Below are 13,489 nucleotides of genomic sequence, written 5' to 3'. Positions count from 1 at the left end.
GCATTCTTTTAACGCAAATTTCCGCTTTATCAGTCCAGCGAGTAAGTACCGGACAAGTCAAATGGAAAGGACTGACCGTCACGAAAACCGTCCAGCTCCGCAGAGATATCCGCTGAGCCCTTTAGATCGTAGTTAAAGGTTGATTCTCCCCTCATGATATCCATCAACGCAGAGCCCATCTGAGACGAGCTCAATCGAATCGGAATCTTGATTGTTTGCCGCTCTGAACCGGCTACCCTTATCGTTTCACCGAGGGTTGTATCCAGCCACTCGCGTCCGTTAACCGTTAACTCGTAAGCGGCATTCGCAATGGAAATTGCAAATGGGTTCGGGTTCTGAACATTAAATGATACCTCCACTTCAGCACCGCTCAGTGAAATATCTTTCACCTCAAATTCTCCCATTGAAATTCTGGGTACTTTGGGGATTGGAATCTCACCGGAAGTACGCACAGGAACTTTCCGATTTCCCAAAACCGGCACATCAAATTCTACTTCTGTTGAAAGGGCATAAGAAAGACTGTCTTGCCGCATTACAGAACTGAATGTTTCATACACTTCAGAAAAATTCAGGGTTACAGGCACCTGGATCATTTGGGTTGATTCCCGGTCAATGGAAAGTGGGGTTTCCTGCAATCCGGTGATAAAAGATTGCTCATTGATAAAAAATTCATAGCTGTACTGCTCGGCCGAAACACCAAATCGATTGGGGTTATTGACCTCAAAATCAAAAAGGAGCGTCACACCGTCAAACGTAATCCGATCAATGGACATATCCTGAAATGAAACGCTGGGTTCACGGATATCCGCTGCATCACGAATTGTGCTGCAACCCGATAAAATTAATACGATCGTAAATAAAGATAGTGCTCTTTTCATATTCTTAATATCACCTTTAGCTGTAACTAATAAAGTCTTTTTTATGTAAAAAGTTTCAACTCACATTGGCCATTTCAGCAAGCTGTCTCCGGAATTTTGGAGCTCCGCCATTTGCCGGATGGCGTACACCAATGTAATCAATTCCCAGTTCAGACAAACTCTGCTCACACTTTCTACCAACGGCCACAATCTGCGGTTTATTAAACAAGCTGATAAACTTTTTTAAATGTTTGAGCCCTGCTTCCATTTCACCGGCCAGTGGAGTACGATTGCTCAGATACCCTTTATTGGGATTATAAGGATGCCACGGAACTGCATTCCATAATACAACTTCATATGGATCAATCCCTAAATCCGTCAATGCTCCCCACATAATTGTCGCAGTGGGTTCACTCATACCTTTTTCAATCAAATCCGGCCTGCTGGTCCGGTTGGGTTGCTCTGTTTTAAAAACATGCTCGGGTTTAACCCCATACTTCTCTTCCTGAAAACCCAGCAAAATTCGTTCGGATGTCATTGCAATGCCGGTAAAGTGTCCGCCCTGATAACCAAGAGCCTCAGCAATGAAAAGATACTTCGCCGAGTGCTGCCTTTCCGCAAGATATGTTACGAGCTGTTTCCTTCTGATATCGGGAGCGTTGGGAACCAGGTCGTTCTTTTTATCCTGATGGTACCATGGATTAAACAGTCCGCGCGGTGTTCGTTTCAACGACTCAACAAACTTCGAAATCATAGGAGATCAATAATCATTTGAAAATTACATTTAAGATGATCTGTTCTCTGCCAGATAAGCCAGCTGCAGCACCCGAAGTTCACCGTAATCCACCGTTTTATCAAGATCTTCATAAACCGGCTTGAGAATGTCGGCTCCCACTTTATCCATCGATTCGTAGACCTCGTCAATTTTTCGCTGCGAAAGTGAAGAAGCTTCCAGAATTCCGTCCGGATCAATTTTATTCCCGTCATCCAGATATTTTTTCAGGTTACTCAGAATGGTCACCTCCTTCACACCGAACTGTTCGGCAAGGTGCTCTACAGATTTTCCCTGATTAAACTCTTCACCCACCAGTTCATATTTTTTCTTTTCGGTGGTCTTTTCAACTTTCTTCTTTATCGCCTTCGTTCTCTCCTTAACTTCATTGTTTTGAACAAACTCCTTGATGATTGGTAGAAAATCATCACCATATTTTTTCATCTTTACAGATCCCACTCCATAGATAGCCATCAGCGATTCATCATCCTGAGGGAAGTAAAATGACATCTCCATCAGCGTGGTATCGGGGAAAATGGCGTACGGAGGAATTTCCTGCTCATCAGCCAGTTCTTTCCGTTTTACGCGAAGTTTTTCAAACAGATCTACATTATGCAAATTCTCCACATCACTGCTTGTCCGCGAAGGCTTGTCTTCATCTGATGTAGCCTGTGTCCGGTCCAAAATTCCTTCAACCCGCTCATCTCCCTTTAACACGGCGGATGAAGCGGATGTTAATTTGAGGCTTCCGTGATCGGGATCTTTTTTCAGAAGATCTTTTCTCAGCAGAAGTCTCGAAAGCTGAATCCACTGGTTTTTTGTCCACTCCTGACCAATTCCATACGTAGACAGTTTATCATGGTCATTTTCCAGAATTTTCTTCTGCTTGGACCCGCGTAAGATATCGGCTATGTAGTAGGCTCCGAAAGTCTCATCTGTCCGGGCGATACAGCTCATATATTTCTGAGCCTGTTCGGTATAATCCTGCATGTTGTCTTTGTACTTCAGGCAGTTGTCGCACATTCCACACTCATCATGCTGATACTCCTCTCCAAAATATTTAAGAAGTGGTTTTCTGCGGCAGTCGTCGTACTCCATAAAATTCAGAAGCGCAGCGAGATGCTGTTCCGCAATTTTTTTCTCTTCACCCTCTTTCTGGTTGATGAAGTACTGAATCTTCTGTTTATCGGAATAGCTGTAGAGAAGCATGCAGTCGGCCTGCAGGCCATCACGTCCGGCCCGACCAATTTGCTGATAGTACGACTCAATATTTTGCGGCATATCGTGGTGTATCACAAAGCGAACATCCGGTTTGTTGATCCCCATCCCAAAAGCAATGGTTGCTACAATGATCTGCGCATTATCGCGAATAAACGCTTCCTGATTCCGCGTTCGCTGTGCTTCTGAAAGCCCCGCATGATATGGCAATACCGAGTGGCCTTCATGCTTTAAATCGCTATAAAGTTCATTTACCTGTCGTCGGGAAAAACAGTAAATAATTCCGGACTGTTTTGGGCGGGTGTAGAGAAAATCCAGAATCTGTTCCAGCGGCTCCTGCTTATCCACTACCTGAAGCAGCAGGTTTTTACGGTCAAAACTGGCAACGTACGTCTCCGTTTTGTTCATCTCCAGCGTAGTGCGTATATCTTCTCGCACCCGTGGCGTTGCCGTTGCCGTCAACGCCAAACAAACCGCGGTAGGAAAATCTTTTCTCACCTCGGCCAGCTGACGATATTCCGGCCTGAAATCGTGGCCCCATTCAGAAATACAGTGTGCCTCATCAATCGTAAAACAATCTACGTTCAGCTGATCCAATAGCTCACGCGTACTCTTCATCATTAACGTTTCAGGAGCCAGATAGAGCAATTTTGCCTCACCATTTTTCAGCTTCTGAACGTTCGCCGCATATCGCTCGGGAGTAAGTGTACTATTCAGAAAAAGAGCCGGCACACCGAACTCGTCCAGCTGCTCCACCTGATCTTTCATCAGCGAAATGAGCGGGGAAATTACAATCGTCAATCCATCAAAAAGAATAGCGGGAATTTGATAGCAGAGTGATTTCCCACCGCCCGTGGGCATAATCACCAGTGTGTCTTTTTTGTTGAGAACATCGGATATTACATCTCCCTGAAGCGGCCGAAACTCATCATATCCAAAAGTCTGTTTCAGGACCTGCTTCGCTTGCTTAATCATATCTGTGGTTTTATTAATGCTAAATTCTATTTCTCGCCTGAATCATATCAAGATACCGGATATAACACTTCCTTACATACTTCAATTCACAAAAACCGAAAGCAATTTGCAGAGCTCTTAATTTCAGGCAAACTTTGTTCTTCGTTACTTTTGCCGGGGGATCAGATAAAAATCTTCCATTCTTCCATCAATGTAGTAGGTCTCTTCTCCATCAAAAATGGCATCTTCCTCCAGCATAATCCGAATAGACCGATCCCACTCCGGAATATAAACTTCCGCGTTCAGTTCTATTGAATGAGCCGTATTTGAAAAGAGCGGATAATCTCCTTTCCCGGGCACACCACCCTGCTGATCCCAAAGCCCGATTGTTGGGCCTGCCCCGTGGCCGTGATACCCAATCGGGTGCGTATAAATCGTAGCATTAATATTTTCTGATTCCGCTTTACTCAGTGCGGCCGCCAGAATTTCATTTCCTGTTCTGCCCGATCTGAATTCTCCGGTAAGAATATCCTGTAACCGATTTCCCACTTCCAATGCATCCCGCAATCCTTCCGGAGCTTCCGTTTCGCCCTGTCGAAGCACGTAAGCGTGGCGCTGAGTGTCTGTACTGAGCCCCAGATACTCAATCCCAAAATCCATGTGGAGAAGATCACCGGGTAAAATCACATTTGAGTCGGCCCTGCCTGAAAAATCTCCGTCATGTTCGTCAGATTCACTTCGCTGAACCGAAACAGACGGGTGAAACCATGCCGTCAGATTCAGATCCCTGATTCTTTCCCGATACCACCACTGCACATCCTCGGTAGTAGTGATACCGGGCGTAATCACACTTTCAGACAAACCTTCGGCAACTATATTGTGAGCAATGCGATTGATCTGTCTGTAAACAACCTTCTCTTCTTCCGTTCGGGTTTCCAGCCAGCCGATAGCCAGATTTTCAGCGGAAACAATCCGTTCTTGAAGCTCAGAACTCAGGCTGTTCCTTAAGTTCATATAGTCTGTATGGCTGATACCGTCGGCCAATGCGAAATCTTCAGAAAAATTAACAGCTATCCTGTCAGGATCTCTTTCAGCAACCACTTGCCCAAATCGCTTCCACTGATCCGGCTCTTCGTCGGGAAACCACTGGGTTTCAAAAAAACCAATATCATATCTGGCCACAGCCAAACGCTCTACCGGTTCGCCATTACCCGGATCAAAAAACATCAAGATTGTTGTTCTTCGTGATGATTGCCAGGTAGCCGGAAGCATTGTCAGCAGAACGGGATCTTCATTGTACTCCCGTGCAACCAATACCCACATATCCACCCCTTCTCTTCTCATTAATTCCGGCACCAGATGATCAAGGCGGTGCTCCGTCCAGCGATCCATCACTTCGGCTCTGTCGCGCATGGAAAGGATGTCGGGCGTAATATCATTTACCGTTTGTGCCTTTATGTCGGCACTTATAAAGCAAATAAAAACAATTAGAAAAAATATCTTTTTCATGATTTGAACCGAAATTATTTAGAAGTTTTTGTCAACGACTTACAAAAATTCCTGTTATCTTTAATAGGATTGAATGTAAATCAACAAAGCAATATGAAAATAAGCATTACCGAAACAGATCAAAGCAGAATTTCTGACGTGGATTTTGATAATCTACAATTTGGACGGGTTTTTTCGGATCATATGCTTGAGATGGCATACCGTGATGGAAAATGGCATCAGCCTGAAATCAAACCATACGGTCCCAATTCAATTCACTCCTTCTATGCAGGCTCTTGCATTACGGACAGGCCATTTTTGAAGGAATGAAAGCCTATCACGTAGATGATGAAACCATTCATCTATTCCGGCCTAAAGACCATCACCAAAGATTGAACAATTCAGCTCACCGCCTCTGCATGCCGGAAGTAGACGAAGAAGTTTTTATTGAAGGCCTTGAGAAGTTAATTGCACTCGACCATCAATGGGTTCCAAAAGTACACGGACACGCTCTGTATGTTCGTCCGTTTATGTTTGCCTCGGAGGAATATCTGGCGGCCAAGGTATCCAAAGAGTACCATTTTTATGTGATTACCAGCCCTGTAGCTGCATACTACAGCGAAGGGTTTAATCCGGTTAAGCTCACCACTTCAGAAAAATTTGTCAGGGCCGTTCGTGGCGGCACCGGTGAAGCGAAGGCTGCAGGAAACTACGCGGCAAGTTTTTTGCCGGCCCAAAAAGCTCAAAGCAAGGGATATACTCAGGTAATCTGGCTCGATGCTTTGGAAAATCGTTACATAGAAGAGGTTGGAACCATGAACATCTTCTTCCTGATTGATGATAAACTAGTCACTCCAAAGCTATCCGGATCTGTACTTCCCGGTATTACCCGGCGATCCGTAATTGCCATAGCCAAAAAGTGGGGAGTAGAAGTTGAAGAACGTAGAGTAGCCATAGATGAGATCATAGAAAGCTACAAAGAAGGCAAATTACAGGAAGTATTTGGCTCAGGTACCGCTGCAGTCATCTCCCCTGTGGGATTGATTCATCACAACGATGAAACCATTCAGCTCGATCAAGAAAAAATCGGGCCTTTCGCCAAAAAAATGTTCGCCACCATTACGGGAATCCAATACGGAAAAATTGACGATTCTTTTGGTTGGACTCATCCCATTTCGCTGGGCTAATAAAATTTTTATAAATAGCCGGTTTTCTCGCCAACAACATAGAATCGATCAGACGTTTTTACTTTTTGATCGGCACTATTGATATTGAGGTCTATACGACCCAGGCGAACTCCGCCATGACCCATTTGAGTAACTTGAGTGACACCGCCCTCAGGATTCATGACACCAACAGGATAGTCCAGAAAAGTATGCGTGTGTGCTCCGATGATTAAATCGATCCCCGCAACTTTCTTGGCCAGGGTTAAATCATCCATGCGGCCATTGTTGTAGCGGAATCCCAGATGGCTCAAACAGATGATGTAATCACATTTGTGGTAATCGATCAAACTGTTCTTCATACCATTAGCCCAGGCAATCGGGTCTCTGTGTTTAACATCACCGTATAATTCAGGTGAAACAACCCCGTCCAGCTCAATACCTAGCCCAAAAATCCCGACACGAAATCCATTAAACTCACGCACAATCAAACGCTCCAGATAAGAATTCATCGGAGTACCTGAGGCATCATAGTTTGCAGCGAGAATAGGAAATTCTGCCTTTTGAGCTGCTTCAGCAAATCCATCAGGGCCACGGTCAAATTCGTGATTCCCGACAGCCATCGCATCATACCCCATTTCACTCATCAGTTTCAGGTCTATCTCGCCACCATACACGTCAAACCAGGGCGTTCCCTGAAATACATCTCCTGCATCGAGTAGGAGAACGTTCTTGCTTTGTGATCGAATCTTCTTCACGAGCGATGCACGGCGCGCAATTCCACCCAATCCGGCAAACTCTACAGCATTATCAGGAAACGGGTCCAGACGGGCGTGGGTGTCGTTTGTGTAGAGAATCGTTAAATCAGAAGGTATTTCGCCAAACAATCTCGATCCAATACCTATAGGAGCAATCGCACCTGCAGCTAAAAAAGCACTTTTTTTCAGAAAATCTTTTCTGCTAATCACGATCGAATCCTCCCGTCGCGATTTGCGTGAATATTGCGGCGGCTTTTGAAATAGTCGATATAGAGATCCCGGACATTCACGTCGTGAAGATCTATACGACCGGAATAGTCCCAAAGTGCCGGAAACTGATCGCCCCCATTGGCCGCCCAGCTTGTGGTAGCCACTAAATATTCCTTATCTGAGCTGAGGGTTTGCGCGTTAACTAAAACACCGCGCGCGCGGCCATCCACAATTCTCAATCTCATCCCGCTAACGGGAGCACCACCCAATTCAGCAATTTGATTGGCCAGTTCAAATACTTTATCACCTTTCAACCTCAGAATTACCAGGTGATTTTCATAGGGCATAAATTCCATCACATCTTTTCTGGTCAGCTCACCGGGAGTGAGATAAAGCCGAAAAGAGGAGTCTCCGATCACGCTCAAATTCACAAACTGCTGTAGCTCATGACCTGCCCTGTAACGGAGTGCATCGGCAACCAGGTTTCCAAGTGCACTTTCGGGTTTACTGAATCGCAGTGTATCGTGCACCGTGGCGATTGTTTCTCCCATTTCATCAAAAAGAGCACCTCGGTACAAGTCCAGAATAGCTGAGATTTCAGGATCAGGCTCGGGATACGTTACCGATTCTTTTTGCTCAGGTTCGGACTGTTTCTCTGTTGAAGAAAAGAGTGAACAGCCGGCAAATAGTATAAAGGATAGCAGGAGTATTGTCGCGATTCGGTTTAACATTCAGAAATGATTACCTCTTTTGTCTGAACATACTCATCATCAGATCACTCAATCCGAGCAGAGTTACATTTGGGGACAGTTCAGTAAGCGATCGATCAAAATCACGACTGTTCACCGATAGGGCTTCTGCTTTAAATACTCTTTGATCTCCGTTAAATCCTTCGATCAAAAGAGGGAAGCTGTTTGGATTCATTATTAATTCAACCGGTAAATCCTGCTCAAGCTGTTTTTTTCCGGTAGTGTGCCAGGCATCATTCAACAGGCCCCAGTTCACTTTGATCTCGTCAGTCAGCCAAACCGAAACATGTCGATCTTTAGAATCCTCTTTTAGCACAAATTCCCTCACAGTAAATCCGTGCAGCTGCTGTGTACGTCCTGTTTCCTCAACCCTATTGTCCCAATCAAAATTTTGCTTTTGATCATTTTCAGCTTTGCCCGAAACGCGATTCATCAGTTCAACCAACCGGTCGATATCGTATTTTGCGATTTTGAAAGCCTCATCTTCGGCAGTATTAAAGACGAAATCCTGTTCATCGTTTCGAACCAGGATACCGTTTGTGCTCAAACCGGACATCACGTTCAACGAATTGCTCGATCCGATGAAAATGCGCTCTGATGTAAACACCATATTCAGATCGGTCTGTTCGGTTACCCCACTGTCGACGTTTAAAATCCGGTACTGTACCTGACCTTCAAACTGAGCAAAAACGGGCGTAGCTATAAGAAGAGCAAGCAGCAGTAAAAATGAGGTTATAGTCGTTTTCATAAAAGGGGTTTTATTGTGGGTTTACCACTCTAAACGATGTTGCAGAATGTTTGTTTCACCCGGCAAGTTCTGCAGGTTCATTCATCTCAACATTTACTTTGTGAATCCAGCCGCCGGCAACCACATCATCGCCTTCGTAGCAAACGATGGCCTGTCCCGGTGTAATGGCCTCTCTACCGGCCGGAAAGTGCACTTCAACTTCATCATCCGAAAGCTGTTTGATGACTCCCATCGCTCCGTCGTCATTGTAACGGATTTTTCCGGTAATCTCCATCTCGCCATTCGGAATTTTATCATATTTAACAAGATTCAGCTCCTTCGCGCGACAGGTTGTGCTGATCAGATCCTCTTTTTCGCCAACGGTAATTACGTTGTTTTCCGCATCGATGTGCGTTACATAAACGGGTTTACCCAGAGAAAGGTCCAGTCCGCGCCGCTGACCAATGGTGTAAAACGGAAAGCCTTTGTGATTTCCGACGATATTTCCTTTTTGATCCACAAACACCCCACCGCTTACGCGTTCTTCAAGATCATCAACCTTGTCCTTCAGAAAGCGATGGTAGTTGTTATCGGGGATAAAGCAGATCTCGTATGAATCGGGTTTTGTTGCAACATTCAACAGCCCGTAATCTTCGGCCATTTGGCGAATTTCCGGTTTGTGATATTTTCCAAGGGGAAAAATCGTTCTCTCCAGATGTTTCTGTTCAACACCCCAAAGAGCATAGGACTGATCTTTATTATGATCTTTTCCTTTTGATATCACATATCGGCCGTTCTCTTCTCTCACATTTGCGTAGTGACCGGTAGCAATATAATCGCAACCCAGGTTGTCGGCCCGTCTCAAAAGCGCCGCCCACTTGATATGGGTATTACACAGAACGCAAGGATTAGGTGTGCGTCCACTGGTATAGTCTTCCACAAAACGGTCAATAACCCAGTCGCCAAATTCATCGCGGATATCCACGATAAAGTGTTTAAATCCATACTTCACGGCGATATGGCGAGCGTCATTCATAGACTCCACTGTACAGCAGCCCGTCTCTTTCCCGTCATTACCGCCGCTTCGGTGGTAATCCCAGGTTTTCATTGTAATTCCGATCACATCGTATCCCTGTTCTTTCAGCATCACTGCGGCTACAGATGAATCAACTCCGCCGCTCATCGCAACAAGAACACGTCCTTTGGTACTCATAACTGTCGATTTGATTTTTTATTAGACTAGCTAAAATACGGATTTTCTGTGTAAATCGTATGAAGCTCTTAAACGAACTCAAATCCGTATATCTTATTCAGTAACTGGAAGCAGTGAGGTCTACTACATGTACAAATAAGGCTTCCAGTGTTCCTGTACGCCACCCATCAGGTTCTGAAAAAAAGTGATATGAATAGGCCTGTAGGGTGTGGTTTCGAGCGGCATTTTCGCCTCGTCAGGTGTTCGGTTACCTTTCTTTACATTACACTTATTGCAGGCGGTTACCAGATTTTCCCAGGTATCCTTTCCGCCGCGGCTTTTTGGCATTACATGATCAAGGGTCAGATCGGACTTCACTCCGCAGTACTGGCAAATGTGCCGATCCCTTTTCATGATATTTTTGCGGGTGAGTACAATCCTGGAATAGGGAATCCGGATATAATATCGAAGTCGAATTACGGATGGATAGGAAAACTCCTGATCAACAGTGCGTATTACTTTTTCCGGATCTTCGTGAAGCATCTCCGCCTTGTCGAGAAACAGCAACTTTACAGAGCGCTGCACAGAGCATACACTCAGCGGCTGATAGTCCTGATTTAGTACAAGTACATTGGAGTTCATCGTATTGAAGTTTTACACGCCTGTATGATTCATCTAGTAAGGCATTTTAACGCCTATTTAGTATGAATTATTTTGATGTAAATTTCAACCGAAAATAAAGTTTACAAGTTCATCCCAAATCATGGGATTGATTGCAATGGCCAGAATGATTGAGATTATCAACCCGATCATGGCATAGCTGGCGTCTTTGAAAATCAATTTTACCGATAGCCAGATTGGCCGGCCCTTCCCTTTAGAGTCTGTCAGACTCATGGCAATTTCCCGCCCGGCAAGCAACCCGATAAACACCCAGGTTGTACTCATTGGAACGGTACTCACACCTTTGAAATACCAAAGCACAATGGCATACACACCATCAATTACCGTTGCGGAGCGCACATCTGTTACATCGGATTTTTCTGTTACGATTTCCTGAATTTTATCCCCTCTTAAATAGAAAAGTACACCTAATCCCAGAAAGATAAATCCAACAAAAACAAGAAATGCATTCACTGAAAGAGAACGAGGGAGATAAACCGCGATGTTTGCTGCATCCTGCATCAGCCATACAGCCCAAAGTGATCCGCTTATCACCCACTGAATGGGACGCCATGCGGGATGAGGGTCACCTTTAAACCACTTCAAGAGCTGACGATTCAGAATCAACCAAACTATAATAGCCACGGCAAACGCAACAAAATAACCGGACAGACTCTTTTGCAATACCTGCGTAATTCCTTCCGGCTCTGTCGCAAATGCACTTAGAAGCAAGAATGTGGTAGAAACCGGCATTTTCAACCGGGTAATAATCAACAAAAAAAGTGGAGCAGCAATCTGCAGAAAAACGAAGCTTTGAGGAGCCTGATCAAATCCCTTGGATGTAAGACGCTGATAGGTAACATCCCCATCATACGTGAACCAGCTGTAGCTGACGGTTATTACAAAAATACCGCCAATAAACAGCCATAAGATCCACCACTTTTTTTCCGCGTTAGATGCAAGAAATGTCCCGATTGTCTGGATACTATCGTTCGCTATTGCAGAATAGGCCGCAAAGAAAAACCCGACCCACATCGCTATGTGTGGAGTTTCATAAGTTGCACCTGCCACGAAAAAGAAGATACCGATAAGGATTAGAAAGCGACGCTCACTCTTGATGAGATCCATCAAACCGGTTGGAATCAAGCTTTCCAGATAGCTGATTACTACCTGGCCATTGGACTTCTTAGATTTTTTGTTTCTCTTTTTTTTGTCAGACATCAATTAATAACGGCAAATATATTTTTATTTCAAGATTTAGAAATTAATAACTTAATGTTAAGAGAATATTACCCTGCCCCGAAATGTTTCCCAAAAAAAGAGTTTCTACTTGAAGAAAAAGCCGTATTTTTCGTTAATGATATTTAAACAGATGAGCTCTAAATAAATCAAGTTCTACCACAACAATAAAAATATGTCATCAAAAAAAAATAGTTCGAACTCTAACTTCTACAAGGAACCGGGACCAAAATTAAGCAAGGAATCACCCTTTGAATCGATGATGGAGCGGTTCCGTTTTGCCGCCGACATCTTAAAGCTGGATGAAGGCATGTTTCAGTATCTGGCGAGTCCCGTCAAACAGGTGATTGTTTCAGTCCCTATAGTAATGGACAATGGAGAGATTAAGGTATTTGAAGGATATCGTGTAATTCATGATAACGTACTGGGCCCGTCAAAAGGTGGCCTTCGTTTTGCACCGGACGTAAACCTGGAAGAAGTTAAAGCCCTTGCCGCCTGGATGACCTGGAAATGCGCGGTTGTGAATGTTCCATTCGGCGGAGCTAAAGGAGGTGTTCGTTGTAATCCTAAAGAGCTTTCAAAAACAGAACTCGAACGACTTACCCGACGCTATACCGCCAATATGCTGGATGTATTTGGACCGGACAGGGATATTCCCGCACCCGATATGAATACCAACGAGCAGGTGATGGCATGGATAATGGACACGTACAGCATGAATGCCAAAAGAACTGAAACCGCTGTTGTAACCGGTAAGCCGATCATCTTAGGCGGTTCCCAGGGAAGAAAGGAAGCTACCGGACGCGGTGTTGTCACCGTTACCTTAGCAGCTCTAAACAAAATGGGTTTGATGCCAAACAAGACTAAAGTTGTGGTGCAGGGTTTTGGGAATGTCGGTTCCGTGTCCGCTCAGTTGATGTATGAACAGGGCGCTAAAATTATTGCCGTGAGCGACATTTCAGGTGGTTACTACAATGCAGACGGGCTGGATATACCAAAAATGATCGAATACTCTCAGAATAATGATAATTCACTGGAAGGTTTTGAGAGTGCTGAAAAGATCACAAATGAAGAGCTGTTGGAATTGGAGTGTGATGTACTGATTCCTGCTGCTAAAGAAGATCAGATCAGCAAAGAGAATGCTCACAAAATCAAAGCCAAAATTATTGCCGAGGGTGCAAACGGACCCGTTACAGCAAGTGCGGACTCTATTTTAGAGCAAAACGGTGTCATGGTTATTCCGGACATTTTAGCTAACGCCGGCGGTGTTACCGTCTCTTATTTTGAATGGGTACAAGACAGGCAGGGATATTTCTGGACAGAAGAGCGGGTAAACCGTCGTTTGAACAGAATGATGAGAAATGCTTTTGATAATCTATACAGCGTTAGCGAAGAATATGGTATCACTTTACGACAGGCTGCTTACGTGTATGCTATTAATCGTGTGGTAACCACATTAAAACTGCGCGGCATTTATGCATAATCTTTCACACTAAATCGGT

Annotated in this window: 13 protein-coding genes; 3 read left to right on the top strand and 10 right to left on the bottom strand. The window is 44.5% G+C overall.

All coding sequences use genetic code 11. The features are described 5' to 3' along the window. Nucleotides 1-29: 29 nt before the first annotated feature. The 4 genes from U5K35_RS18885 to U5K35_RS18870 all read right to left on the bottom strand — a co-directional run bounded on the left by U5K35_RS18885 (nt 30) and on the right by U5K35_RS18870 (nt 5,310). On the bottom strand, nt 30-878 hold the full coding sequence (locus tag U5K35_RS18885; RefSeq protein WP_322573080.1) for an LEA type 2 family protein: 849 nt from the start codon (nt 876-878) through the stop codon (nt 30-32). Between the two features lie 55 nt (nt 879-933). Next, nucleotides 934-1,611 carry a uracil-DNA glycosylase gene (locus U5K35_RS18880; protein WP_322573079.1) on the bottom strand — a complete coding sequence of 226 codons (678 nt, stop codon included), beginning with the start codon at nt 1,609-1,611 and terminating at the stop codon, nt 934-936. Nucleotides 1,612-1,641: 30 nt separating this feature from the next. Next, nucleotides 1,642-3,822 (bottom strand): DNA helicase RecQ, encoded by a 2,181-nt coding sequence (gene recQ / locus U5K35_RS18875; protein ID WP_322573078.1) that lies wholly within the window; start codon nt 3,820-3,822, stop codon nt 1,642-1,644. A 144-nt stretch (nt 3,823-3,966) separates the two neighbouring features. Next, nucleotides 3,967-5,310: a M24 family metallopeptidase gene (locus U5K35_RS18870; protein WP_322573077.1), complete on the bottom strand. Its 1,344-nt coding sequence runs from the start codon at nt 5,308-5,310 to the stop codon at nt 3,967-3,969. A gap of 93 nt (nt 5,311-5,403) precedes the next feature. Here U5K35_RS18870 and U5K35_RS18865 point away from each other — a divergent pair, with 93 nt between their 5' ends. Then, nucleotides 5,404-5,619: a hypothetical protein gene (locus U5K35_RS18865; RefSeq protein WP_322573076.1), complete on the top strand. Its 216-nt coding sequence runs from the start codon at nt 5,404-5,406 to the stop codon at nt 5,617-5,619. Next, the gene (locus U5K35_RS18860; protein WP_322573075.1) at nt 5,586-6,476 is read left to right on the top strand and encodes a branched-chain amino acid aminotransferase; all 891 of its coding nucleotides are present in this window, start codon (nt 5,586-5,588) and stop codon (nt 6,474-6,476) included. The genes U5K35_RS18865 and U5K35_RS18860 overlap by 34 nt, the downstream gene beginning before the upstream one ends. Nucleotides 6,477-6,484: 8 nt before the next feature. Here the strand turns inward: U5K35_RS18860 and U5K35_RS18855 are convergent, their stop codons facing one another. The 6 genes from U5K35_RS18855 to U5K35_RS18830 form a co-directional block, all read right to left on the bottom strand. Then, the gene (locus U5K35_RS18855; protein WP_322573074.1) at nt 6,485-7,420 is read right to left on the bottom strand and encodes a bifunctional metallophosphatase/5'-nucleotidase; all 936 of its coding nucleotides are present in this window, start codon (nt 7,418-7,420) and stop codon (nt 6,485-6,487) included. Beyond that, complete coding sequence (locus tag U5K35_RS18850) at nt 7,417-8,151, bottom strand: 5'-nucleotidase (protein WP_322573073.1); 735 nt, start codon at nt 8,149-8,151, stop codon at nt 7,417-7,419. The genes U5K35_RS18855 and U5K35_RS18850 overlap by 4 nt, the downstream gene beginning before the upstream one ends. A 10-nt stretch (nt 8,152-8,161) precedes the next feature. After that, nucleotides 8,162-8,917, bottom strand: a complete 756-nt coding sequence (locus tag U5K35_RS18845) for a hypothetical protein (protein WP_322573072.1) — start codon at nt 8,915-8,917, stop codon at nt 8,162-8,164. Nucleotides 8,918-8,972: 55 nt separating this feature from the next. After that, entirely contained in the window at nt 8,973-10,109 is a 1,137-nt protein-coding gene (gene mnmA / locus U5K35_RS18840) for a tRNA 2-thiouridine(34) synthase MnmA (RefSeq protein ID WP_322573071.1), read from the bottom strand. Nucleotides 10,110-10,232: 123 nt separating this feature from the next. Continuing rightward, complete coding sequence (locus U5K35_RS18835) at nt 10,233-10,730, bottom strand: HNH endonuclease (protein WP_322573070.1); 498 nt, start codon at nt 10,728-10,730, stop codon at nt 10,233-10,235. Between the two features lie 84 nt (nt 10,731-10,814). Further along, nucleotides 10,815-11,969: a hypothetical protein gene (locus tag U5K35_RS18830; RefSeq protein ID WP_322573069.1), complete on the bottom strand. Its 1,155-nt coding sequence runs from the start codon at nt 11,967-11,969 to the stop codon at nt 10,815-10,817. 193 nt (nt 11,970-12,162) lie between these two features. On the opposite strand from U5K35_RS18830, the gene U5K35_RS18825 reads away from it, so the two are divergent. Next, nucleotides 12,163-13,470, top strand: coding sequence for a Glu/Leu/Phe/Val dehydrogenase (locus U5K35_RS18825; RefSeq protein WP_322573068.1), 1,308 nt, complete (start codon nt 12,163-12,165; stop codon nt 13,468-13,470). Nucleotides 13,471-13,489: the final 19 nt, after the last annotated feature.

Source organism: Rhodohalobacter sp. (assembly GCF_034521535.1).
Classification (GTDB): domain Bacteria; phylum Bacteroidota; class Rhodothermia; order Balneolales; family Balneolaceae; genus Rhodohalobacter.
This window is presented reverse-complemented; position numbering and strand designations above follow the sequence as displayed.

What these genes read in the sequence shown, in the direction of transcription:
- U5K35_RS18870 (WP_322573077.1), bottom strand. Translation starts at nt 5,310, where the DNA reads ATGAAAAAGATATTTTTTCTAATTGTTTTTATTTGCTTTATAAGTGCC.
- U5K35_RS18835 (WP_322573070.1), bottom strand. Translation starts at nt 10,730, where the DNA reads ATGAACTCCAATGTACTTGTACTAAATCAGGACTATCAGCCGCTGAGT.
- U5K35_RS18880 (WP_322573079.1), bottom strand. Translation starts at nt 1,611, where the DNA reads ATGATTTCGAAGTTTGTTGAGTCGTTGAAACGAACACCGCGCGGACTG.
- U5K35_RS18850 (WP_322573073.1), bottom strand. Translation starts at nt 8,151, where the DNA reads ATGTTAAACCGAATCGCGACAATACTCCTGCTATCCTTTATACTATTT.
- U5K35_RS18825 (WP_322573068.1), top strand. Translation starts at nt 12,163, where the DNA reads ATGTCATCAAAAAAAAATAGTTCGAACTCTAACTTCTACAAGGAACCG.
- mnmA (WP_322573071.1), bottom strand. Translation starts at nt 10,109, where the DNA reads ATGAGTACCAAAGGACGTGTTCTTGTTGCGATGAGCGGCGGAGTTGAT.
- U5K35_RS18865 (WP_322573076.1), top strand. Translation starts at nt 5,404, where the DNA reads ATGAAAATAAGCATTACCGAAACAGATCAAAGCAGAATTTCTGACGTG.
- U5K35_RS18845 (WP_322573072.1), bottom strand. Translation starts at nt 8,917, where the DNA reads ATGAAAACGACTATAACCTCATTTTTACTGCTGCTTGCTCTTCTTATA.
- U5K35_RS18830 (WP_322573069.1), bottom strand. Translation starts at nt 11,969, where the DNA reads ATGTCTGACAAAAAAAAGAGAAACAAAAAATCTAAGAAGTCCAATGGC.
- recQ (WP_322573078.1), bottom strand. Translation starts at nt 3,822, where the DNA reads ATGATTAAGCAAGCGAAGCAGGTCCTGAAACAGACTTTTGGATATGAT.
- U5K35_RS18885 (WP_322573080.1), bottom strand. Translation starts at nt 878, where the DNA reads ATGAAAAGAGCACTATCTTTATTTACGATCGTATTAATTTTATCGGGT.